A 25,267-nucleotide genomic window follows, 5' to 3' on the forward strand; every position below is an offset into this window, starting at 1 on the left:
CTTAACAATTATAGTTTATTATTCACAATGGTTACAATAACTTTAAAGAGGTGTGTTATGGAACTCTCGGCATTACAAATGATTTTTACATTCATCGGTGGTTTAGGTATCTTCCTATACGGCATTAAACAAATGGGCGATGGCTTACAAGCAGCAGCAGGAGATAGATTAAGAGGTATATTAAATAGATTTACAAGTAATCCTATTATGGGTGTACTTGCAGGTATGATCGTGACAATTTTAATACAAAGTAGTTCGGGAACAACGGTTATCACAATCGGACTCGTAAGTGCTGGATTTATGACGATGCGACAAGCAATAGGTGTTGTCATGGGTGCCAATATCGGTACGACGGTCACAGCGTTTATTATTGGGATTAACATTGGTGAATATGCTTTACCAATACTAGCATTAGGAGCGTTTTTAATTTTCTTCATTCAAAAAAGAAAAGTTAAAAATATCGGTATGATTTTCTTCGGATTTGGATCACTATTCTATGGTCTAGAATTAATGAGTGGTGCGGTGAAACCACTTGCTAATTTAGAAGGCTTTAAACAAATTATGTTAGATATGTCTTCTACGCCGATATTAGGTGTACTTGCAGGTACATTTGTGACGTTAATCGTGCAAAGTTCAAGTGCAACGATTGGTATTTTACAAGGTTTCTATACAAATGATTTAGTTTCATTGCATGGTGCATTACCTATCTTATTAGGTGATAATATTGGAACGACGATTACAGCTGTATTAGCAAGTTTAGCAGGCTCTATCGCTGCTAAGCGTGTTGCAATGGCGCATGTTATGTTTAATGTTATCGGTGCGACAATATTCTTATTAATTTTACCATTTTATGAAATGGCGATGGAATGGATTCAACACGCTATGAATTTAAATCCAAAAATGGTTATAGCATTTGCACACGGAACATTCAATGTAACAAATACACTTATACAACTACCATTCATCTTTGCATTAACTTGGATTGTAACGAAAATCATTCCAGGTGAAGATGTAAATGAGAAGTATAAACCGAAATATCTTGATAATAATTTAATTAATCGAGCGCCTAGTATCGCACTTCAAGAGGCTCAAGATGAAATTCAAAATATCGGTAAAATGACTGTTTCAATGTTGAATAATGTTGAAAATATTGATGAAAAAGCAATTAAAAAGCATAAAGATAAACACCTTGCAGTAGATAATATGTATGATAATGTACGTCAATATTTAAATAAATTATCTGAGAAGAAACTATCAGCTAAAGATGCTGAAAGGCTATCTGTTTTATATGATGTTAATAGAACAATATTGAAAGTATCAACGTTAACAGAATCATACTTAGAAGAATTGCAGAAGAAACAATCAGCTGATATTCAAATTTCATCAAAAGCAGAAGAAAGTATCGAACGATTATATGATCACGTAAAAATTTCATATGAAAAAACGTTTGAAGTATTTGATGTTTATGACAATCTGAAAAAAGACGAAGTTGTGAAACGAAGCCAAGACTCATATGTACTAGAGCATGACTTACGTAAAAAACATATCAAGAGATTAAGCTCTGGAGAATGTTCACCAGAAGGTAGCCTTGTATATATCGACATGATATCCATCCTCGAAAGAATCGGTTACCATTCACGAAATATATCAGAATCCATGATTAACCTCGGAGAACATTCATACACACAAACAACTGAAGTGAAAATATAAATAAGTACCACCTCATTTTGCTGATTAAATCAGGTAGAAATGAGGTGGTATTTTTATAATATGCGATTTTGTTTGTGGTCTTTTACTTCACATAATTCAGTTGTTTTTCTATTTATCATACTGAAAATATTTTTAACTTATGAAAATATATTCAGATGTAAAATATAAGTGTCTTTACAAGTGTTATTCGTTGGTGTTTATTGTTTTTTATTTTAACATAGTTATATAAACAAAATGTAAGCGATTGCTTAATATTATTAACTGTCGCATAAATACATAAAAGGGGTTGTACATATGAGTTTGAATGTAGGAATTATTGGTTGTGGTGGTATTGCGAATGGTAAGCATTTACCGAGTTTGCAAAAAATAACTGAAGTGAACATTGTTGCTTTTTGTGATATTGATATTGATAAAGCACAAGCAGCAGCTAAGGAATATGGTACGGAGAATGCGAAAGTTTACGAAGATTACCAATCACTCTTAAAGGATGATGCTATTGATGTCATTCATGTATGTACACCGAACAGTTCTCATAAGGAATTAACGGTTGCTTCATTAGATGCAGGTAAACATGTTATGTGTGAAAAACCTATGGCCAAGACGACAGAAGAAGCACAAGAAATGATTGAAGCGGCTAAACGTAATGGCAAGAAACTTACGATTGGTTATCAAAATAGATTTAGACCTGACAGTCAATATTTACATAAAGCGACAGAGCGTGGTGACTTAGGAGATATTTATTTCGGAAAAGCACATGCTATTCGTCGTAGAGCAGTGCCGACTTGGGGTGTCTTCTTAGATGAAGAACAACAAGGTGGCGGTCCTTTAATTGATATTGGGACACATGCACTCGATTTAACATTATGGATGATGGATAATTACGAACCAGAATCAGTAATGGGTTCAACTTTCCATAAATTAGGTAAGAAAGAAAATGCAGCTAATGCATGGGGACCATGGGATCCTGAAAAGTTCAAAGTAGAGGACTCAGCTTTCGGTTTTATTAAGATGAAAAATGGTGCAACAATCATGCTTGAATCAAGTTGGGCGTTAAACTCTTTAGAAGTAGATGAAGCAAAATGTTCATTATCTGGTACTGAAGGCGGTGCCGATATGAAAGATGGCTTAAGAATCCACGGAGAAGACTTTGGTTCTTTATATACAACGCAAGTAGAACTTGAAAATAAAGGCGTTGACTTTTATGAAGGTGAAAAAGTAGACGAAGCTGAAGTAGAGGCACGTAGTTGGATTGACAGTATTCTTAATGATACAGAGCCTGTTGTGAAACCAGAACAAGCAATTGTGATTACACAAATATTAGAAGCACTTTATGAATCAGCTAAGACAGGTAAAGCAGTATATTTTGACTAAGAAGGGGTTTTATTAATGAACATAACAGTATGGAATGAATATAGACACGAAGTAGAAAGTGAAGAAATTAAAGCAGTTTATCCTAATGGTATTCACAATGTTATTGCTGAATTTTTAGGCGAAGAACATGACGTTAAAACAGCAACATTAGATGAAGCGGAACATGGATTAACGGATGAAGTCTTAGCTGAGACTGATGTCTTGTTATGGTGGGGTCATAAAGCACATGATGAAGTGAAAGATGAAATCGTCGAAAAAGTAAAAGCACGTGTACTAGATGGTATGGGTCTTATCGTGTTACATTCTGGACATTTCTCTAAAATATTCAAAAGTTTGATGGGAACGACATGTGATTTAAAATGGCGCGAAGCAGATGATAGAGAGCGACTTTGGGTAGTTGATCCAACACATCCAATTACAGATGGATTAGGGCAATATATTGAATTGGAAAAAGAAGAAATGTACGGCGAACACTTTGATATACCGGCACCAGATGAAACAGTATTTATTAGTTGGTTTGAAGGTGGAGAAGTATTTAGAAGTGGTGCGACATTTAAGCGCGGAAACGGAAAGATTTTTTATTTTAGACCGGGACACGAAAGTTACCCTACTTATTATAATGAAGAAATTCAACAAGTTATTAAAAATGCTGTTAAGTGGGCGAAAAATGACCGCACACCTAAACATCAATATGGTAACGCACAACCTTTAGAAGAAATTAGTAAGAAATAAAATAGGAGATTATATTTATGGATAAACTTAAACTAGGTGTTATAGGTGTCGGCGGTATCGCACAAAACAGACATATACCAGCTTTACAAAAATTAAATCACTTAGTTGAAATTGTTGGTGTACAAGATGTTAATCAAGAACTCGCTAAAAAAGTATCATCACAATTTCAAATTCCAAATGTCTTTTCAGAATATGAGGAGATGTTTAAAAGTGTAGATGCAGTCGTCATATGTACACCAAATAAATTTCATGCAGAAATAACAGTTGCAGCGTTAAATGCAGGTGTACATGTATTTTGTGAGAAACCAATGGCTATGAATCGAGAAGAATGTGATGCAATGATTGAAGCGGCAAATCAATCCGGTAAAGTGCTCGCAATAGGCTATCATTATCGCTTTACAGATGCTGCAATAACAGCTCGTCGTGCAATTGATGAAGGTGTTGTAGGTGATTCGCTTGTAACGAGAGTACAAGCATTGCGTCGAAGAAAAGTGCCAGGTTGGGGTGTGTTTACAAATAAACAACTTCAAGGTGGCGGCAGTCTAATTGATTACGGATGCCATTTATTAGACCTTGCTTTATGGTTACAAACTGATGCGGAACCAGTCGAAGTATTAGGCAAGACGTACAACCGTTTAAGTCAGACACCTAATCAAATCAATGATTGGGGAACGTTTGATCATGAAACGTTTGAAGTAGATGATCATGTATCTTCATTTATAACATTTGAAGACGGTTCAACGATGCAGTTTGAATGCTCATGGTCTGCGAATATTAAAGAAGATAAAATTCACTTAAGTATGTCTGGTGTAGATGGTGGCATTAACCTTTATCCATTTGAAATTTATCAACCTCGATTTGGTACATTTTTCAACGAACAAGCATATGCTGAACATAATGAAAATATTGCTGCAGAACGTCAGACTTTAAACTTTGTGAACAGTTGTTTAGGACTAGAGTCGCTAGTCGTGAAACCTGAAGAAGCTAGACGCGTGAGTGCATTAATAGATGCAATTTATGAAAGTAGTGAACAAGGTACGAGTGTTAAATTAAAATAAGGGGTGTTACATATGAAAATTGGTGTATTTACAGTACTTTTTCAAGATAAAACGTTTGAAGAAATGTTAGATCATGTTGCAGATTCAGGATTGAAAATGGTCGAAATCGGTACAGGTGGGAATCCGGGTAACCATTTTTGTAATGTAGATGAATTGTTAGAAGATGAAAGTAAAAGACAAGCATTTATGGATGCTATCAAGAAACGCGGATTAGAAATCAGTGCATTTAGTTGTCATGACAATCCTGTTTCACCAGATAAAGAACATGCTAAACAAGCACATGAGACATTTATTAAATCGGTAAAATTAGCTTCAATTCTAGGTGTCCCAGTTGTTAATACATTTTCAGGTATACCGGGGTCAGATGAAGACGCTAAACATCCAAACTGGCCAGTAACACCGTGGCCAACAGCTTACTCAGAAATATTAGAGTGGCAATGGGAGAAGAAGTTGATACCTTATTGGAAAGAAGCGGCGCAGTTTGCTAAAGAACACAACGTTAAAATAGGTATTGAACTACATGCTGGATTCTCAGTACATACACCACATACACTTTTAAAACTTAGAGAAGCGACAAACGATGCGATTGGTGCGAACTTAGATCCGAGTCATTTATGGTGGCAAGGCATTGATCCGATAGCAGCTATTAAAATTTTAGGTAAAGCTGGTGCGATTCATCATTTTCATGCAAAAGATACTTATATCGACCAAGAAAATGTCAATATGTACGGATTAACAGATATGCAGCCGTATAGTTCAGTTCAAACACGAGCTTGGACATTCAGAACAGTCGGTTATGGACATAGCCCACAAGTATGGGGAGATATTATAAGTGCATTGAGAATCAATGGATATGATTATGTAGTGAGTATAGAACATGAAGACCCAATCATGTCAGTAGAAGAAGGATTCCAAAAAGCAGCACATAATTTACAAACAGTGAATATAAACGAATCATTAGGAAATATATGGTGGGCATGAATAAAACCATGGTTTCAGCTTGAGTGCTGATACCATGGTTTTAATTTTTGAGGGGGGTGAATCTAGGGAGATGGGGTCTGTAGATTCACTTTTAAAAATTAGAAATATACAAAAACATACAGTCATTTTATAAATTTGGGCTCAAATCTTGGCTTAAAGAGGTAGTAAAGCCAAGAGATTGCCTAAGTCTTGGCTTAAAGAAGGAGTAAAGCCAAGAAGAGCCCAAATTTCATACTTAAGAAGGTAATATTCTATAAATAAAAATAACTTTTATGTTTTCCTTTCTTTTTAAAATGACTTTTACATACTCTTCTGATAGCATGCGCATCCCAACCACAATTCTGCTTCTTTCAATGTAAATGGCTCATTTTTTAATACGTATAATTCTTTTAAATTTTCTAAGTAAAGTAACTGTCTCTGTATCTGTCTTGAGCAATACATACAATGACCGAATCTCATTCGTTTATCTAATTGTATTTGGTTGATTTTACGGCAATGTGGACATCTTAAGCCTGGTTTGATTTGCTCGAATGGAATCATATGTCTAGGATAGGTCTTGGAAAAGTCTTGCTTAAGTGTTTTGATTTTATTGAGGATGGCTCTATTTTCGTCTACTTTAAAATTATTAAATAGCCTTGGAATTTTGTGTAACTCTGTTGGTAACAGTACCTGTTTACGATTAGGTATGTCAGAGTGAAGTGTAAATGTGGGGTTTGTAAATACGAGATAAGATATAATATCTCGTTTAATATTGAGATGTGATTTAATCAGTTCGAGTTCATATTCAGCTCTTTTCATTTGTGAAAAAGGGGTTTGGAATATATTTCCGTAACTATTTTTCATTTGATTATCGATGATATAATAGTCGCCTTTATAGTGTTTAACTTCTAAATTAATCATCTTATCATCATCTACAATGAGGAAATCGAGTTGAATTTGGTTCTTTATATTTAATTCAATGTTATGTACATAATTTAACTTAAGTTCTTTATCTAACATTTGTTGTACAATTTGTTCACCTTCTTCTCCTTGGATTTGTCGATAAATTTCTTGGGTGTCTTGATTGGCATCTATTCGACCAAAGATTGCCTTGTTATATAGTGTGAGTTCCATCTATCAACCTCCTATTTTTTTACATTTATTATATATAATATTCCACTAAAATACAAATAAAAACATTTTAGAAACCATTTATCTTGATTTCCAAAATGTTTTTATCATAACTTATTTGAGTTTTTCTGCTAATTCGATATAAATGCCTTCTGGACCTTTGATATAACACAATTTGTAGATGTCTTCGAATTGCGTAATTTCTCCAATCACATGAGAAGATGTTGTGGCCAATTGTTCTACAACTTGTTCAATATTTTGAACTGAAAATGCAAAATGACTAGCACCTATATTTCTTGGGAAATGTATAGATTTGTTAGTCGTTGATGATTGGTCACGAAATTGTATGAGTTCTATAGCTGTTTCATCGTGAGGAACTTTCATCATAGCAATGCTTGCTTCTAAAGCATCTACACCATAAATATTGCCAATCCATTCACCGTTAATATTTTGTTCTCCAATTAGTTCCAATCCTAACGTACTAAAAAATTCTTTAACAGATTCCAAATCTTCAATGATTATACCTACATGGTCCATTTTATTTAATTTCATGTTTACATCTCCAATTCAGTTAATAGTTATATTATAACTATTATATCTGTTGAGACGGTTATTTCCTAACAGCATGAACAATATAATTCATATCTTTTTTATATCGTTTCATTGTCTTAAACATATTAAAGAACATAGAGCGATTTTCTTTTTTTAAGGCATTTTTTTTAATTTTAAGTGTACCAAATACACCTTCGTCTCGTATCATACCAGCTGGTGTCATAAGTGTTAACGCACCAATGTGCGATTCTATTTGTTTGAAACCAGCATCTTGATAAAGTTTATACCATTCTGCTGTTGGTAGTGGGGTTACTTTAACGTTAATGGCATCGCTTAAATGATGGATAATTTCATCTTTAGATTTAACGTTAATAATGGCGATATCATGTGTTAATACGATGCCACCTGGTTTCAAGACGCGATAATATTCTTTTAATGCTTGTTCTTTCGCTTTAATTGGCAACATTGTAAGCATCGCTTCATTTAATACTATATCAAATTGTTCATCTTCAAATGGTAAGTTCATCGCATTAGCTTTTTGAACATTAATTAAATGAGATAAGTTTGCAGATGATACATTTTTAATACCTTTTTCTAGAGCTTTAGCATTTAAGTCGACACCTTCAATTCTACATCCGTAAGTTTTTGCAATTTGCATAGCTTTTGTACACATATTGCATCCAACTTCTAATACATATTTATCTTTCGTGAAATGCCCTTTTTTAATGAGCCAATCTGTCGCAATTTTTCCACAAGGTCTTAATCTTTTCTTACCTAACTTTGCTAAAAATGTATGTCCTACTTCTTTCTTTATAATGAATCATTCCTTTAAAAAGTTTTTAAAGTAGATGTTTGTATTTCTTAAATAATACGTGGTTTTCTAAATGAACATGTTCATGTGTGTCGCGTTCTAATTGTTCTAAACGTTGATAGACAAGTCTCCAAGTACCACATGCTTCTAGAGGTGGTTGGTAATCGTTTGTGATGGCACGTATTTCTCGTAATAATTGTCCAGCTTCATCATGTTCATCAACTAAAGATGTAATCGTTTCGTTTAATTGATCAACTTGTTTACCTGCTGATACATCTAAAAGTTTAGGGAACGACTGATGATCTTCTTCGTCAATATGTTCTAATAATGCAGACTTCAATTTAGTATATAAGTCCTTTAGTTCTAATAAATATGGATGACTTGGACCGTGAACTTTAGCCAACTTTGTAACATAAGGTGTTAAGTTTTGAAATTCAGTTCTCAAAGCTTTGTGATATCGAGATTGAATGTACTGAATAAGTGATGAAGCATCTAAATATTTAATATCAATTCCACCATTTTGTTGATCGACAGGTATGCTATTGAGTTGATTTAACAATGTTTCTAAATCGACCTTTTTATTATTAGACACGGCTTCATCAATGGATACATCACCTCCACAACAAAAGTCGATACCGTATTTACGAAAAATATCAGCAGACTTTGGAATATCTGTTACGACATCAGCAACATGACGCTCTTTAGTAATCATGTAATGACCTCCTTTAAAATATTTACCTTCTATATATCTCAATTATATTATATGAGAAACATTCTCAGTATTAGGGAATTCCATGAAAATTACATAAAATTGTAAAAAATATGGTGTGAAAAGATGTCGATAAAATTTATTCCGATATATCGAAAAGAAGAAAGGTGATTATATGTTTAGAAGAAATTTTGAGGGAAGATTTAACAATCACAGAGGTCATATGATGAATCGTGATGGCTTTGATTTTGGTAAAGGTTTTGGCGGTCATCCGGGAAGAGATCGTTTCTTTAAGAAAGGGAACTTACAATTGATTATTTTAAAAATGTTAAAAGAAGAACCGAAACATGGTTATCAAGTCATTAAAGATTTAGAAGAAAGGTTTAAAGGATTCTATGCACCAAGTCCAGGTTCAGTTTATCCAATTTTACAAATGTTAGAAGATAGAGACTTTGTATCAATTTCTAAAGATGGTAATAAAAAAGTTTATACAATTACAGATGAAGGCGAAACATTTTTAAATGAAAACATCGATCAAGATGAATTTACGAAACGATTAGAAGGATTCCAAAATGTTGATATTAAAGCAATGGAAGATGCACGAAATCAACTTAGAGATTTATTTAAAGAAATTATGTTAGCGGGAAGAGAAGCAATGGAAGATGATGAGAAAAAAGCGAAATTCGAATCATTTATAAATGAAACAAAAGAAAAAGCAAAAAACTTATATAAAAACTAAAAAGAAGGTAAACATGTTGAAAAGCAATAAAAATAATAAAGTCGCAATTATAGGTGGAGGTCCTAGTGGCTTAATGCTCGGTTTGTTATTACAGAAACAAGGGATTCCATTTACGATATTTGAAAAAGGTGAGCGCAATATTAATGGCAATAGAGGTGGTTCGTTAGACATTCACGAAGAATCCGGACAATTGCCGATTAAAGAAGCTGGTCTTATTGAAACATTTAAAAGTATGGCAAGATTTGAAGGCGAAGATACAAAAATTCTAGGACCAGATGGCACATTGTATTTTGAAGATGATGCAGAAGGTGAAGGCGGAAGACCAGAGATTGATCGTGGTGAACTTTGCGATATGATTCTTAACGAAATTAATCCAGAAAACATCCGTTACCATTATGAATTTAAAGCAATAGAAACGTTAGATAATCATAAAGTTAAAGTCACTTTTAATAAGAATGGTAAAATCATGGCGCTTGGCGGTGATCAAGCTATACTCGGGCAATTGAACGGTGATGGATCAATTAAAGTTTATGTCACTTATCGCATGCCTTATAAAGATTTAGATACGTATAAAGCTTTGTCACCTGACCAACTAAAATCACGTTTATTACAAGATTTTAAAGATTGGGATAAAGAGCTTTTAAAATACATTTCATACGCTGATGATCAACCTTTATTTAGAAGAATTTATAAATTACCAATTGGTTTCAAATGGGAACGACAATCGAATGTGACATTGTTAGGTGATGCCGCTCACGTTATGAGCCCATTCGCTGGCGAAGGTGTTAATACAGCATTATATGATGCGTATTTATTAGCACGTGCATTTAAAAATCATGACAATTTAGAAGATGTGATAGCAGCTTACGAAGATGAAATGTACAAAGCTTCTGAAGAACACGCGCAAGAATCTCAAGATAATTTAGATTTAATGTTTTCGGATAATGCTGCTATAAAAATGGGCAGTATATTTACAGATGTAGAACAAATGTCATAAAAATTCTTACTGTGTAGATGATTAATTTACGTTATACTTCAATTAAGGAAGAACTGAATGGAGTGATAACATGGTCAATCAAAGAGATCAATGGTCATCTAAGATAGGATTTATTATGGCATCAGCAGGTGCTGCAATCGGTATTGGCGCAATATGGAAATTTCCTTATGTTGCAGGTCAATTCGGTGGTGGCGCCTTCTTATTGTTATTTATTATATTTACATTATTTATCGGATTACCGATGTTGATTTCGGAGTTTATCATTGGACGTGCAACAAACAAAGAAGCTGTTGCGGCCTATGATACGCTAGCACCTAAATCACCATGGAGAATAACGGGCAGACTTGGTGTTATTGGATGTTTCTTATTATTATCCTTTTACAGTGTTGTAGGTGGTTGGATTACAATCTATACAGCATTGGGATTAACAGGCAATCTTATATCTGATGGTACAAACTACGGTAAAGTCTTTGAACAAATTATAGGAGAACCATTTACTGTATTAATCGGTGTGTTTGTCTTTATATTGATGAATGTTGTTGTGTTAAACTTTGGTATTAAAAAAGGTATTGAACGTGCCAATAATGTATTAATGCCTTTATTATTTATATTCTTTATTATTCTTGTTGTGAGAGCAGTAACTTTAGAAGGTGCGTCTGAAGGTTTATCTTTCTTCTTTAGTTTCAACTTTAAAGATTTCTCAGCTGAAGGCGTATTATATGCGTTAGGTCAGTCATTCTTCGCTTTAGCTGTTGGATTCTCATGTATGGTTACTTATAGTTCATATTTAAGTAAAAAAGAAAGCTTACCAACGTCAGCTATGTCAGTATCGATTATGAATATTATCGTGTCTATATTAGCAGGAATGGCGATATTCCCAGTTGTATTTGCATTCTCATTAGAACCTACTGAAGGTCCTGGATTATTATTTATCGTATTACCTAATGTATTTGGTCAAATGGCATTTGGTTCAGTATTCTTAACGTTATTTTTACTGTTATTCTTATTTGCGACATTGACTTCTTCATTTAGTCAATTTGAAATTATCATTTCAGCTTTCGAAAAAGAAGGCAAAAGATCGCGTTCAAAAATAGTATGGATATTAGGCTTATTGACATTTATCGCTTGTATTCCGTCATCACTATCATATGGTGTTCTTGCAGATGTTTCGATTTTTGGAAAGTCTATATTTGATGCAACAGATTATTTAGTGAGCAACATATTATTACCAATTGGCTGTTTACTAATCGCAATATTTATTTCGTTTAGAATGGATCAAGCTATCGTAAAACGAGAATTCCAAATGGGTAATCAACTGTCTTTAAAATGGTTTAAATTATGGAAATTCTTAATGAGATATATCATTCCGATTATTATACTTATCGTATTTATTTGTTCGCTTTAAGTCTGTCATGAAATCCATGAAATGAGGTATAGCAAATGGAATTTAAACAGTTAAAATATTTTGTGGAAATTGTTAGAAATGGTGGTATGACCCAAGCTGCAGAACATTTATTTGTAGCGCAATCTACAATTAGTAAAGCTGTAAAAAACCTTGAAAACGAATTTGATGTCACGCTTTTTGATCGTTCACAAAAACACATTAAACTAACAGATACTGGCGAAGTATTTTACGATAAAGCGGTAGAATTCTTAACGCTGTTTGATCATTTGACGCTCGAACTGAATGATATCTTTGAAGTGCAACGTGGACATATTAGATTAGGTTTGTCGCCTATGATTAAAGTGGATCTTATAACAGATAGTCTCGAGAATTTTCATGGTAAATATTCTAACGTCACATACGAAGTTACTGAAGGTGGCGGTAAAGCGGTAGAACATTATATTAATAAAGATGAAGTAGATATTGGTGTGACGACATTACCAGTAGACTCATCTAAATATAACAGCGTGTCACTTTATAAAGAGGAATTGTTTTTAGTAGTGAATAAGTCACATAAACTTGCCAAGAGACATCAAGTTTCAATCAGAGAATTGAAAGATGAAGAATTTGTCTTGTTTCACGATGACTATTATTTAAGAGATATGATTATTGAGAACTGCAGGAAAGAGGGTTTCTATCCAAAGACAGTTGCTAAAATATCACAGCTTACCTTTATCAGCAATATGATAGAAAGAGGACTTGGTCTGTCTATTGTGCCACAAAGTATTGCTGAACAAATGAGTGATGATGTGACAATGATTGAACTTGAAGGTGAAAAGATATATTGGCATCTCGGATTAATTTGGAAAAAGGGTGCCTATGTTAACAGAGTTACGAAAGAATGGATATTATTTCTAAAAGAATCACTAATCAAGAAACAGGCTGGAACATAATGTTCTAGCCTGTTTTTTGCTTTGAACAATAAAATATAATCAAACTATTCCGAAGTGGAATATGTTAAATCGATAATATGTATTTTATTAATACTTTGAACCGTCCTATAATATTGTCTATAACGTCTTATTAAAAGGATGAGCGCATATGATTAAATTGTTTATAAAGATACTATTTCAAGTATCTCTCATATATATGATTACTCAAATTGGTAAATGGCTTCAAGAAATATTACATATACCAATTGCAGGTAGTATTGTTGGACTAGCATTATTATTTTTATTACTTCTAACAGGTATTTTACCTGAACGATGGATAGAAGTCGGTGCTAATAAATTAATTAATGTTATGATTTTATTTTTCGTGCCTTCCATCGTAGGCATTATGGATATTGCAGATCAGATTGGACCAGGTTATATCATTATGGTCGTGTTACTCATAGTGAGTACAAGTTTGGTAGCACTGTCATCTGGTTATGTTTGTGAGAAGTTTTTAAATATTAATAAAACGGATAAGGAGAATGCATCATGATTATACAATCTTTATTGATGGTACTTTTAACATTAGCTTGTTTTATCATCGCTAAGAAACTACAAATTAAATACAAACATCCTATACTCAACCCTGCACTGATTGCTTCAATTATGATTGTCACTATTTTATTAGTATTAGGTATGAATTACAAAGACTACATGGTAGGCGGTTCATGGATTCATCAATTTTTAGACTGTTCAGTTGTGAGTTTAGCGTATCCGTTATATAAATATAGAAAGTTGATTGTCGCGAACTTCAAAATTATTATTTCAAGTGTATTAGCTGGTATCATGGTTAACTTTGTTCTTATTTATGGAGTTCTCTTTTTAATGGGATATCCAAGTTCAACGATTGTCACAATTTTACCTAGATCGATGACAGCAGCAGTAGGTATTGAAGTGTCTCACCAAATGGGTGGAACAGATACGATAACAGTTATGTTTATTATAGCGACAGGTTTAATTGGTAGTATTTTAGGTAATTTTTATATTAGTAAAGCGAAGTTTACAAGTGATTTAGCAAAAGGTTTAACGTATGGTAATGCTTCACATGCGTTTGGTACAGCAAAAGCTTTGGAATCTAATATTGAAGCAGGTGCGTTTAGCACAATTGGTATGATTTTAACAGCTGTACTCAGTGCGATTATGTTACCAGTACTTTATTTAATGACCACTTATATTTAATGAGATATAGAAGGAGATATGGCAAAATTCATGTCATATTTCCTTCTTTTTTATATAAATTTATATTCGTAAAACATGTATAAAAATACATAATAAAAGAACGTTAGATTCGTTACGTTCGTTAAATTTTAACTTAACACAACCGTTATAGCAATATTTATAATGATTATAAAATGAGGTTTATATATATTTATTCATAAGTAATGATGCTTTTCATTGTATGTAATTTGCATTTTTATTAAAACTTCTATATCGTCTTCATTGTGATTTAAATCATCGTGTTCATTAAAAATGATTATTTAACGATGTACATTAATCGACAACGAGGAGTGTTCAGAAGTGAAGAAACATAAAGTAATGGACTGGTGGACATTTTATGGGACGGTTGCAGTATTACTTATCGCTGTTATACCGATGATGGTATTCCCTAAAGCTAGTCAAGAAGTCATCACAAGTATCAATGATATTATTTCGGATTCATTAGGTGCATGGTATCTATTACTTGGATTGATTGTTTTTGCATTTGTATTATACATAGCGTTTGGGAAATACGGGAATGTCACTTTAGGTAAAGCAAGTGATAAACCTGAATTTAATAATTTTAGTTGGATTTCGATGCTGTTTTGTGCGGGGATCGGTTCAGACATTTTATACTGGGGTGTCATCGAATGGGCATACTATTATCAAGTGCCGCCTTATGGTGCAGGTAGTATGACGGATGAGGCACTCGAATATGCAACGATGTATGGCATGTTTCATTGGGGGCCAATAGCTTGGGCGATTTATGTGTTACCTGCTTTGCCAATTGGTTATTTAGTATTTGTTAAGAAGAAACCAATCTATAAAATCAGCCAAGCATGTAGACCAATTTTAAAAGGTCAAACAGATAAATTACTCGGTAAAATTGTAGATATTTTATTTATTTTTGGATTGTTAGGAGGTGCGGCGACATCATTAGCACTAGGTGTGCCAATGATTTCTGCAGGGATAGAGCGACTCACAGGACTTGACGGTGAAAATATGGTTATGAGAAGTATTATCTTACTCATCATTACGGTCATCTTTGCATTTAGTTCTTATACAGGCTTGAAAAAAGGTATACAAAAATTAAGCGATATTAACGTTTGGCTAACATTCTTAATTTTAGGAATCGTACTGATTGTTGGACCAACGATATTTATTATGGAAACGACTGTATCAGGATTAGGAAATATGTTGAAGAATTTCTTTAGAATGGCAACATGGTTAGAACCATTTGGAGGTATTGGTGATAGAAAAGAAACAAACTTCCCACAAGATTGGACGATATTCTATTGGTCTTGGTGGTTAGTATATGCACCATTTATTGGCTTATTTATTGCCAGAATTTCCAAAGGTCGTACGTTAAAAGAAGTCGTATTAGGTACAATTATTTATGGAACTTTAGGATGTGTATTATTCTTTGGTATCTTTGGTAACTATGCAGTGTTCTTACAAATTTCAGGACAATTTGATGTCATTCAATACTTGAATCAACATAGCGCTGAAGCCACTATAATAGAAGTGATGCATCAATTACCATTTCCAAAAGTAATGATTGTCCTATTCTTAATCTCAGCATTCTTATACTTAGCAACAACATTTGATTCAGGATCATATATATTAGCAGCAGCAACTCAACAAGAAGTCATAGACGAACCATTAAAAGCAAATCGTTTATTCTGGGCGTTTGCATTATGCTTATTACCATTTTCATTAATGTTAGTAGGTGGAGAACGAGCCTTAGACGTCTTGAAGACGGCATCCATATTAGCGAGTGTGCCTCTAACTGTTATATTTGTGATGATGATGGTTTCATTTATCCGGACACTAGGCGGAGATCGAATTAAATTAGAAGAACGAGCTGAAAAATTAAAAGCAGTTGAACGACGATCATTAAGAATCGTTCAAGTACGAGCAGAAAAAGAAGACGATAACTTATAAAGAAAATTCCAACAAAATCTCATGATTTTGTTGGAAATTTTTATATCTTAATTTTTTAAAACAATCTAACACTGAAGTGTTCGCAACAACTATCATTTTGAATGAATAATTTCTTCATTAAATTGACTGAAAATTTAAAAAGAACAGTTGACATCATATGCTGTATCGGGTATGCTAATCAACATAATTTATTATTTCTTAGTAAACTTATCTGTTTAAAATAATTTCTAATAAAAACATTGATTTTAAACTTAAAAAGCTTGTAGAAATAAGCATAAGGAGGACGTTATATATCATGACCGAAGTGTTAACATATGAACGTTTTGACACTGATCCTTTTAAAGATATTGATATTGACGATGAAACTAAAGGTGCATATCAAATAATTAAATGGGCGTATGAACATTATGGAGATTCTATCGTATATTCATGTAGTTTTGGGGCAGAGGGTATGATTTTGATAGATTTAATATCAAAAGTTAAACCAGATGCCAAAATTGTATTCTTAGATACTGACTTACATTTTCAAGAAACTTACGATTTGATTGACCGTGTGAAAGAAAGATATCCAACATTAAATATTGAACTTAAAAAGCCAGATTTAACGCTAGAGCAACAAGCAGATCAATATGAACCGGCACTATGGACAAGTGACCCGAATCAATGTTGTTATATCAGAAAGATTAAACCGTTAGAAGAAGTATTATCGGGCGCTACTGCTTGGGTCTCAGGATTAAGAAGAGAACAATCTCCAAGTAGACAAAATACCGATTTTATTAATAAAGATGAAAGATTTAAATCTATAAAAGTTTGTCCTTTAATTTATTGGACTTGGGACGATGTATGGGCATATATCGAACGCCACGATTTAACCTACAATGAACTTCATGACTTTAATTATCCAAGTATTGGATGTATTCCTTGTACAGCTCAAGTATCTTCGTCAGGTGATTCACGTGAAGGAAGATGGACGAATTTCAACAAAACTGAATGTGGTTTGCATACAGTAAATAATAAACCTAAGTAATCTAATTAAGAGATTTATTAATCTTTTTTAGCATAAATCAGACTATTCCCATAAGAATAGTATTTAAAACTTAAATAATTGGACAGGATGAGGTGACATCTTTGGAATTATCAGTAACAAATAGCCCTTTTAATCAAGAGCAGTCAGAAAAGTTAAATCAAGTATTTGCAACACTTACAAATGAACAAAAGATTTGGTTGAGTGGTTACTTATCGGCGTCAGTCGTACAAGGTGATCAAGCAAGTGCACCTGTAGTTGAGCAATCTACAGCAGTGAGCGGTGAACCTAAGTTTAAGAAGAGAGATATTACAGTATTGTTTGGTTCTGAAACAGGTAATGCTCAAGGTTTAGCTGAAACGTTAGAAAGTAAATTAAAAGAAAAATCATTCAATGTCAATCTTGCATGTATGGAAGATTTTAAGACTAAAGATTTAAAGAAAGTAGAAGATTTATTTATTATCACAGCGACTCATGGAGAAGGAGATCCACCAGATAACGCAATTACGTTCCATGAGTTTTTACATAGTCGTAAGGCACCTAAGTTGAATGATGTGAGATTCTCAGTGTTAGCACTAGGAGACGAATCGTATGAATTCTTCTGTCAGACTGGTAAAGATTTTGATAAGAGATTAGAAGAGTTAGGTGCAGAGAGAATACATCCAAGAGTAGATTGTGATTTAGACTTTGATGAACCTGCTGAAAAATGGATGGAAGACATTTTAAATTCAATCGGCCAAGTATCAGGTCAAACAGCAGAAGAACCCGTTAAATTAGATGCTGAAGATTTATCAGCTACTCAAACGTATTCACGCTCTAATCCATACGAAGCAGAAATTTTAGAAAACATTAACTTGAACGGTAGAGGTTCAAATAAAGAAGTTAGACATATCGAACTTTCTTTAGAAGGTTTCAATGATTCATTTGAACCAGGTGATTGTATCGGCATATTCCCGAAAAATGATCCTGAAATTGTATCAGAGTTAATTGAAACACTTGTTTGGGACCCAGAAGAAATCGTACCAATTAATGATTCAGGCGATACATTAACTTTACGCGATGCATTAACTAATCATTTCGAAATTACAAAATTAACTAAACCAATCGTCACAAAAGCTGCGAATATCTTTGGTAATGGCGTGTTATCTGAAAAAGTTAAAAAAGATAGATGGATTTATGGATACGTTGAAGGTCGTGATTTTATAGATTTATTAAACGATTTTCCACCTGAAGATTTACAACCAGATGCTTTGCATCAAATATTGAGAAAATTGCCAGCTCGTGAATATTCAATCGCAAGTAGTCATCAAGCAGCACCTGATGAAGTACATTTAACGATTGGAGCAGTTCGTTACCATTCTCATGATAGAGATAGAAAAGGTGTTTGCTCAGTACAATTTGCAGAACGACTACAACCTGGTGATACAGTACCAATTTACTTGAAGAAGAATCCGAACTTTAAGTTCCCTAAAACAAGTGAAACGCCAGTCATTATGATTGGTCCAGGTACAGGTGTTGCACCATTTAGATCATATATTCAAGAAAAAGAAGAATTAGAGCTTACTAATAAAGCTTGGTTATTCTTCGGCGAACAACACTTTACGACAGACTTTTTATACCAAACAGAATGGCAAGGTTGGTTGAAAGATGGCGTGCTTGATAAATTAAGTGTCGCGTTCTCGAGAGATTCAGAAGAAAAAGTATATGTACAACACAGAATTGAAGAAAACAGTAAAGAATTTTATCAATGGATTCAAGAAGGTGCAGCTATCTATGTATGTGGAGATGAAAAACATATGGCTAAAGATGTGCATCAATCCATTTTAAATGTCATTCAAAAAGAAGGACATTATAACGAAGAAGAAGCAGAAGCATTTTTAACTGAATTGAAAAAAGAGAGAAGATATCAAAGAGATATTTATTAAGAGGGGGCAATATTGTGAGCACTCAAACTAATTTATCCGACAAATTAGATGAAATGGAACACATTAAGAATAGAAGTAATTATTTAAGAGGAACAATTAAAGAAGGTTTAGCAGATGAAATAACTGGTGCAATAGCTGAAGACGATACAAAATTACTTAAATTCCACGGTAGCTATATGCAAGATGATAGGGATATTCGTGATGAGCGTCGTAAACAAAAGTTAGAACCAGCATATAGTTTCATGATTAGAGTAAGAGTTCCAGGTGGTACGGCTACTGCTGATCAATGGATTGCGATGGATGATATTTCAACAGAATACGCTAACAACACAATCAAACTGACAACAAGACAAGCGTTTCAATTCCATGGCATCTTAAAAAGAAACTTAAAAAGTTCAATGCAAAGTATCAACCATGCTGTCATGGATTCATTAGCAGCATGTGGTGACGTTAACAGAAACGTCATGTGTAATCCAAATCCATATCAATCAGGCGTGCACAAAGAAGTAGATACACTTGCTACAAAAATAAGTGATCACTTATCACCTCAAACAGGTGCATATCACGAGATTTGGTTAGACGATGAAAAAATAGTCGATACGAAAGAAGAAGTAGAACCAATGTACGGTAAGACATACTTACCAAGAAAATTCAAAATCGGTATCGCTGTACCACCATCAAATGATATTGATGTTTATTCACAAGATATCGGATTGATTGCAGTTATTGAAGATGATCAATTAGTCGGATTTAATGTAACGGTCGGTGGCGGTATGGGTATGACACATGGTGATACGAAGACATACCCTCAAGTAGGACGTCTATTAGGCTACTTCCCTAAAGAAGAAGCGGTAGATGTTTGTGAGAAGATTTTAACTATCCAACGTGATTATGGTAATAGAGAAAACAGAAAGAATGCACGATTTAAATATACTGTTGATCGTGTTGGTGTTGATTTTATTCGTGAAGAATTGAATAAACGTTTAGGTTGGGAAATTGAAGAGGCGAAACCATTTGAATTTAAACATAATGGTGACCGATACGGTTGGACTGAAGGAAGCGGAAAATGGCACTTCACATTATTTATTCAAAATGGACGTGTCAAAGATACTTCTGATTACAAATTGAAGACAGCACTGAGAGAAATAGCTGAAATTCATACAGGTGACTTCCGTCTAACACCTAACCAGAACTTAATTATTGCCAATGTTGCCAAAAGTAAAAAACAACAAATTCAAAAAATTATAGATCAATATGGCATAACAGACGGTGAACATTATACAGGACTTAGAAGAAATTCAATGGCATGTGTTGCATTTCCAACGTGTGGTTTAGCGATGGCTGAATCAGAACGTTACCTTCCAACACTGATCAATAAAATTGAAGGACTTTTAGATGAAGCAGGTTTAAATGAAGAAGAAATTACGATTCGAATGACAGGTTGTCCAAATGGATGTGCAAGACCAGCATTAGCTGAAATTGCATTTATCGGTAAAGCGCCAGGTAAATATAATATGTACCTTGGTGGCGGATTCACTGGAAATCGTTTAAATAAATTATTTAAAGAAAATATTGGTGAAGATGAGATTTTAGAAAGCTTAAAACCAATTCTGATTCAATACGGTAAAGAAAAAAATGATGGAGAACACTTTGGAGACTTTGTTATCCGTAAAGGCATAATTAAAGAAGTGCAATCAGGGCAAGACTTCCATAGTTAATCAGAAAATGGGGTGTAAGAATGGGGAAAGTATTCTTGGTTGGTGCTGGACCGGGCGATCCAGATTTAATAACGGTTAAAGGTATTAAAGCCATTAAACAGTCTAATGTCATATTATATGATCGACTCGTCAATAAAGCATTATTAGATTATGCAACTGAAGACACGAGAATGATTTATTGCGGTAAAAGTCCGAATAAACATTCTTTGACTCAAGATGAAATTAATGAATTGCTCGTAAAACTTTCTCTAGAAGGTTACACCGTAACAAGACTTAAAGGTGGCGATCCATTTATCTTTGGTCGTGGTGGCGAGGAAGCAGAAACATTAAAGAACTATGATATTCCGTTCGAAGTAGTTCCAGGTATTACAGCTGGTGTTGCAGCACCAGCTTATGCTGGTATTCCAGTGACACATAGAGATTATAGTTCATCTGTTGCCTTTATAACAGGTGTTATGAAAGACAGTGTTGATGAAGATGAATATTGGAAACACTTAGCACTAGGACCAGAAACACTTTGTATTTATATGGGTGTAAAGAAGTTGCCTGACATTCAAAAATTATTAGTGAAACACGGTAAAGATATTCAAACACCAGTAGCATTAATTCATTGTGGAACTTCACAGAAACAAGTCACAGTGACAGGGACTTTAGAAGACATCGTAGAGAAATCACATCAAATTACAAACCCTGCAATGATTGTTATTGGAGAAGTCGTCAAACTAAGAGAACGCATGAGCTGGTTTGAAGAAGTGGCATCAGAACAGAACGTTCCACAACTTATTTAATAATACTGGAGGGATACAATGATAGCCGTGTTATATGTCAGTCACGGTAGCAGAATTAAAGAAGCGACAGATGAGGCAATTTCTTTTATAGAATCAGTGAAACAGTCTATTGATATACCGTTACAAGAAATTTGTTTCTTAGAATTAGCACAACCAGATATTCAGCAAGGCGTCGAAAAGCTTATAGCAAAAGGTGCAACCGAGATATCCGTTATACCCGTATTGTTACTAAGTGCAGGTCACTATTTTAAAGATATACCGAAAGAGATAGATGAAATTAAGACACAATATCCAGAAATAACATTTACTTATGGAGAGCCTTTAGGTGTTCAACCAAGATTAACAGCCATTCTTAAAGAACGTATTGAAGAAACGAAAGTTGCGATTCAAGAAGATGCTAAATTACTTGTTGTTGGAAGAGGCAGTTACAATCCGCAAACGAAGATAGATATAACAGCTATAGGTCATTCCTTATACGAAACGACAGCATTTAAAAATGTAGAAGTGTGTTACTTAGCTGCCTGTGAGCCATCATTTGAAGAAGCTTTACAAGATGCATTACATGAAGAATATTCACAAGTATTCATTGCGCCATATCTTTGGTTTACAGGTGTCTTGGAGCGTCATATAGAGCAAACAGCAGCGGAGCATAATACGAAAAGCGACATCATCGTATGCGAACATTTAGGTCATCATCCATCCATACAAGAAGCATTGAAAGATCGCGTGTTAGAAACACTAACGACTCAAACAGTTTAAATATCAGATTAAAGGATGATTTATTGTGGCATACATTCCAATCAATTTAGATTTACAAGATAAAATCGTCAAAGTTATTGGTGGCGGTAAAATTGCTGAACGTAGAGTGAACGCACTGATAAATAGTGAAGCGTTAATTCATGTTATTTCACCAGAACTTACAGACAATTTAAAGCAGTATGAAATTGAAAGGAAATTGAAATGGCACAAAAAGGACTTTGAAATATCTGATATAGAACATGTTGATTTTATTATAAATGCCACGAACTCACCAGAAATAACCGATGTCATTAAAGATAATGCCCCTAAACATTGTCTAATCAACATGGTCGGTGATGCACAAGATGGCAATGTGATATTTCCTGGGACATTAAATAGAGGTAAGTTGCAGATAAGCGTCACATCAAATGGTGCAAGCCCAAAGTTAGTGCGTAATATTTTGAAAGATTTAGATCAACAATATTCAGTAGATTATACAGAATATGTAGATTTTTTATATGAATGTCGCACAATCATTAAATCACTAGAAATAGATCAAACAGAAAAAAACCAATTATTAGAGAATATTTTGTCTCATCAATATTTCGATACGATTGAGCAAAATAAATTCATCAATTGGTTGAAACGACAACTTAAATAGAAAGCCAGAGAGGAGTAGCGTATGCGAAAGTTAACGATATTTGCATTAGTAGGTTTTTTAGCACAACTTATAGACGGTTCTCTTGGGATGGGATTTGGTGCAACCTCTTCATCATTACTATTAACTTTTGGAGTGGCACCAGCAATCGCATCTGCAACCATTCATTTTTCAGAAGTGGCAACAACAGCAGCATCAGGACTTTCACATTTAAAGTTTAAAAATGTTGATAAGTCCATCATTCTAAAGCTTGCTTTACCAGGCGCGATAACTGGATTTATCGGTGCAGGTGTATTGAGTAACTTGCACAGTGATTTTATTAAACCATTCATCGCATTATTCTTATTGTCGATGGGGATATATATTATTTATCAATTTGTATTTAAAAAACAGCAAAACCAACAAGTGAAAGATGGAAGATTTTCAGCTTTATTACTTGTTCCACAAGGTGCAATTGCAGGATTCTTAGATGCAATTGGTGGTGGTGGCTGGGGTCCAGTTAACACGCCATTATTACTATCAAGAAATAAAATTGAACCAAGATATGTTATCGGAACAGTTTCAGCGAGTGAGTTCTTTGTGACAATTTCAACTTCATTAGGATTTATTATCTTCTTAGGTTGGAGTCAAATAAACATTTTACTTGTCGTTGCGTTAGCATTTGGTGGCGTCGTAGCAGCACCGTTCTCAGCATGGTTAGTGAAGACTTTACCAGTGTATGTTTTAGCGGTACTTGTCGGCGGTCTGATCATATTTACAAATAGTAGCGTGTTATTAGGTACTTTAATTAGCAGTGAAGCAACAGTCAATATTATAAAAGGTGTTATTATCCTTGCTTGGTTAGGTTTAGTACTATTCACACTTTACCAACATAATAAATTTCCTTTTAATATTCAAAATCAAAAATCAAAAGAAGTAGATCAAATTAATTAATAGGAGTGAATATTGATGGTATCAGCAACTCAAAAGACTAAAGAAACAATCGAAGCTCATGGTGGAGAATTAATTAATCGCCAAGTAACAGGTCAAGAAAGAGCAGAACTTATTGAAGCGGCACAATCATATCCTAAATTAACATTAAATCCTTGGAGTCTATCAGATTTAGAATTAATCGCAATTGGTGGTTTCAGTCCACTGACAGGATTTTTAGGTGAGAAAGATTATATCAGTGTCGTTGAAAATCTACGTCTAGAAAACGGACTTGTATGGAGTATTCCAATTACATTACCGGTTACTGAAGAAGAAGCAAACAACTATGAAATAGGTTCAGACATCGCTTTATATGGAGAAGATAATCATTTATATGGTGTGTTAAAACTTGAAGAGAAATATACGTATGATAAAGCTAAAGAAGCTCAAAATGTGTACGGAACAACAGATGTGGATCACCCAGGTGTGAAACGTGTATATGAAAAAGGCAACGTTTATTTAGCTGGTCCAATTCAATTAGTTGATCGACCAAAACATGATGAATTTAGTGATTTCCATTTAGATCCAAGTGAAACACGTGAATTATTTAAAGAATTAGGATGGAAAACAGTTGTAGGTTTCCAAACGAGAAACCCAGTTCATCGTGCGCATGAATATATTCAAAAAATAGCACTTGAATCAGTGGATGGATTATTATTAAATCCTTTAGTTGGTGAAACGAAGTCTGATGATATTTCAGCTGAAATAAGAATGGAAAGTTATCAAGTTATATTGAAACATTATTACCCTGAAGAAAGAACACGTCTTGTGATTTATCCAGCAGCAATGAGATATGCTGGCCCACGTGAAGCCATTTTACATGCATTAGTACGTAAAAATTATGGCTGTACACACTTTATCGTCGGTCGTGACCATGCAGGTGTAGGTGACTACTATGGTACATATGACGCACAAGAATTAATTTCACAATATGAAGATGAAATTGGCATTCAAATCTTTAAATTTGAACATGCATTCTTCTGTACAGTTTGTGACAACATGACAACAGCTAAGACATGTCCCCATGACAAATCAAATCATGTTCATTTAAGTGGAACAAAGGTGAGAGAGAAACTTCGTAACGGTGAACAATTACCAAAAGAATTCTCAAGACCAGAAGTAGCAGATGTATTAATTAAAGGTTTAAGACAAAATTAATT

The 25,267-nt window shown here is 33.9% G+C and carries 24 protein-coding genes; 20 read left to right on the forward strand and 4 right to left on the reverse strand.

The annotated features are described in order from the left end of the window. Positions 1-57: 57 nt before the first annotated feature. From LQ693_RS06210 to LQ693_RS06230, 5 genes are all read left to right on the forward strand, one after another. A complete protein-coding gene (locus LQ693_RS06210; RefSeq protein ID WP_107565366.1) occupies positions 58-1,710 on the forward strand; it encodes a Na/Pi cotransporter family protein in 1,653 nt (550 codons plus the stop codon). Positions 1,711-2,004: 294 nt separating this feature from the next. Then, positions 2,005-3,081, forward strand: a complete 1,077-nt coding sequence (locus tag LQ693_RS06215; protein ID WP_107565367.1) for a Gfo/Idh/MocA family protein — start codon at positions 2,005-2,007, stop codon at positions 3,079-3,081. 15 nt (positions 3,082-3,096) lie between these two features. Further along, complete coding sequence (locus tag LQ693_RS06220; RefSeq protein ID WP_025907242.1) at positions 3,097-3,813, forward strand: ThuA domain-containing protein; 717 nt, start codon at positions 3,097-3,099, stop codon at positions 3,811-3,813. Positions 3,814-3,830: 17 nt separating this feature from the next. After that, on the forward strand, positions 3,831-4,871 hold the full coding sequence (locus LQ693_RS06225; protein WP_182670652.1) for a Gfo/Idh/MocA family protein: 1,041 nt from the start codon (positions 3,831-3,833) through the stop codon (positions 4,869-4,871). Positions 4,872-4,883: 12 nt separating this feature from the next. Beyond that, positions 4,884-5,852 (forward strand): sugar phosphate isomerase/epimerase family protein, encoded by a 969-nt coding sequence (locus LQ693_RS06230; RefSeq protein WP_025907246.1) that lies wholly within the window; start codon positions 4,884-4,886, stop codon positions 5,850-5,852. 300 nt (positions 5,853-6,152) lie between these two features. Here LQ693_RS06230 and LQ693_RS06235 read toward each other — a convergent pair whose 3' ends face one another. The 4 genes from LQ693_RS06235 to scdA all read right to left on the reverse strand — a co-directional run bounded on the left by LQ693_RS06235 (position 6,153) and on the right by scdA (position 9,037). Then, on the reverse strand, positions 6,153-6,965 hold the full coding sequence (locus LQ693_RS06235; RefSeq protein ID WP_239703111.1) for a nuclease-related domain-containing protein: 813 nt from the start codon (positions 6,963-6,965) through the stop codon (positions 6,153-6,155). Positions 6,966-7,076: 111 nt separating this feature from the next. Then, entirely contained in the window at positions 7,077-7,514 is a 438-nt protein-coding gene (locus LQ693_RS06240) for a VOC family protein (RefSeq protein WP_107565369.1), read from the reverse strand. 58 nt (positions 7,515-7,572) lie between these two features. Beyond that, positions 7,573-8,328: a class I SAM-dependent methyltransferase gene (locus tag LQ693_RS06245; protein ID WP_239703120.1), complete on the reverse strand. Its 756-nt coding sequence runs from the start codon at positions 8,326-8,328 to the stop codon at positions 7,573-7,575. Between the two features lie 25 nt (positions 8,329-8,353). Next, positions 8,354-9,037: an iron-sulfur cluster repair di-iron protein ScdA gene (gene scdA / locus LQ693_RS06250; RefSeq protein ID WP_025907252.1), complete on the reverse strand. Its 684-nt coding sequence runs from the start codon at positions 9,035-9,037 to the stop codon at positions 8,354-8,356. 172 nt (positions 9,038-9,209) lie between these two features. Between scdA and LQ693_RS06255 the strand changes: the two genes are divergently transcribed. From LQ693_RS06255 to sat, 15 genes are all read left to right on the forward strand, one after another. Continuing rightward, positions 9,210-9,773, forward strand: coding sequence for a PadR family transcriptional regulator (locus tag LQ693_RS06255; protein WP_107565371.1), 564 nt, complete (start codon positions 9,210-9,212; stop codon positions 9,771-9,773). 16 nt (positions 9,774-9,789) lie between these two features. After that, the gene (locus LQ693_RS06260; RefSeq protein ID WP_275066760.1) at positions 9,790-10,770 is read left to right on the forward strand and encodes an FAD-dependent oxidoreductase; all 981 of its coding nucleotides are present in this window, start codon (positions 9,790-9,792) and stop codon (positions 10,768-10,770) included. Positions 10,771-10,840: 70 nt separating this feature from the next. After that, positions 10,841-12,175 carry a sodium-dependent transporter gene (locus tag LQ693_RS06265; protein WP_025907258.1) on the forward strand — a complete coding sequence of 445 codons (1,335 nt, stop codon included), beginning with the start codon at positions 10,841-10,843 and terminating at the stop codon, positions 12,173-12,175. A gap of 35 nt (positions 12,176-12,210) precedes the next feature. Then, a complete protein-coding gene (gene cidR, locus LQ693_RS06270; RefSeq protein WP_107565373.1) occupies positions 12,211-13,107 on the forward strand; it encodes a cidABC operon transcriptional activator CidR in 897 nt (298 codons plus the stop codon). A 148-nt stretch (positions 13,108-13,255) separates the two neighbouring features. After that, positions 13,256-13,639 (forward strand): CidA/LrgA family protein, encoded by a 384-nt coding sequence (locus LQ693_RS06275; RefSeq protein ID WP_048540515.1) that lies wholly within the window; start codon positions 13,256-13,258, stop codon positions 13,637-13,639. After that, complete coding sequence (locus LQ693_RS06280) at positions 13,636-14,325, forward strand: LrgB family protein (protein WP_037560312.1); 690 nt, start codon at positions 13,636-13,638, stop codon at positions 14,323-14,325. The genes LQ693_RS06275 and LQ693_RS06280 overlap by 4 nt, the downstream gene beginning before the upstream one ends. A 339-nt stretch (positions 14,326-14,664) precedes the next feature. Beyond that, positions 14,665-16,287, forward strand: coding sequence for a BCCT family transporter (locus LQ693_RS06285; protein WP_107590457.1), 1,623 nt, complete (start codon positions 14,665-14,667; stop codon positions 16,285-16,287). 295 nt (positions 16,288-16,582) lie between these two features. Beyond that, the gene (locus tag LQ693_RS06290) at positions 16,583-17,314 is read left to right on the forward strand and encodes a phosphoadenylyl-sulfate reductase (RefSeq protein ID WP_037590199.1); all 732 of its coding nucleotides are present in this window, start codon (positions 16,583-16,585) and stop codon (positions 17,312-17,314) included. A 101-nt stretch (positions 17,315-17,415) separates the two neighbouring features. Continuing rightward, positions 17,416-19,236 (forward strand): assimilatory sulfite reductase (NADPH) flavoprotein subunit, encoded by a 1,821-nt coding sequence (locus tag LQ693_RS06295; RefSeq protein ID WP_119475091.1) that lies wholly within the window; start codon positions 17,416-17,418, stop codon positions 19,234-19,236. Positions 19,237-19,250: 14 nt separating this feature from the next. After that, entirely contained in the window at positions 19,251-20,954 is a 1,704-nt protein-coding gene (cysI, locus tag LQ693_RS06300) for an assimilatory sulfite reductase (NADPH) hemoprotein subunit (RefSeq protein ID WP_374229791.1), read from the forward strand. A 20-nt stretch (positions 20,955-20,974) separates the two neighbouring features. Beyond that, positions 20,975-21,742 carry a uroporphyrinogen-III C-methyltransferase gene (cobA, locus tag LQ693_RS06305; protein WP_107633859.1) on the forward strand — a complete coding sequence of 256 codons (768 nt, stop codon included), beginning with the start codon at positions 20,975-20,977 and terminating at the stop codon, positions 21,740-21,742. 18 nt (positions 21,743-21,760) lie between these two features. Continuing rightward, positions 21,761-22,501: a sirohydrochlorin chelatase gene (locus LQ693_RS06310; protein WP_107633860.1), complete on the forward strand. Its 741-nt coding sequence runs from the start codon at positions 21,761-21,763 to the stop codon at positions 22,499-22,501. Positions 22,502-22,526: 25 nt separating this feature from the next. Further along, on the forward strand, positions 22,527-23,141 hold the full coding sequence (locus LQ693_RS06315; RefSeq protein ID WP_107565379.1) for an NAD(P)-binding protein: 615 nt from the start codon (positions 22,527-22,529) through the stop codon (positions 23,139-23,141). A 21-nt stretch (positions 23,142-23,162) separates the two neighbouring features. Continuing rightward, positions 23,163-24,071 (forward strand): sulfite exporter TauE/SafE family protein, encoded by a 909-nt coding sequence (locus LQ693_RS06320; RefSeq protein ID WP_025907279.1) that lies wholly within the window; start codon positions 23,163-23,165, stop codon positions 24,069-24,071. A 15-nt stretch (positions 24,072-24,086) separates the two neighbouring features. Further along, positions 24,087-25,265 carry a sulfate adenylyltransferase gene (sat, locus tag LQ693_RS06325; protein WP_107577344.1) on the forward strand — a complete coding sequence of 393 codons (1,179 nt, stop codon included), beginning with the start codon at positions 24,087-24,089 and terminating at the stop codon, positions 25,263-25,265. Positions 25,266-25,267 lie beyond the last annotated feature (2 nt).

This window comes from Mammaliicoccus sp. B-M6 (assembly GCF_022386965.1).
GTDB classification, from domain to species: Bacteria; Bacillota; Bacilli; order Staphylococcales; family Staphylococcaceae; genus Mammaliicoccus; species Mammaliicoccus sciuri_A.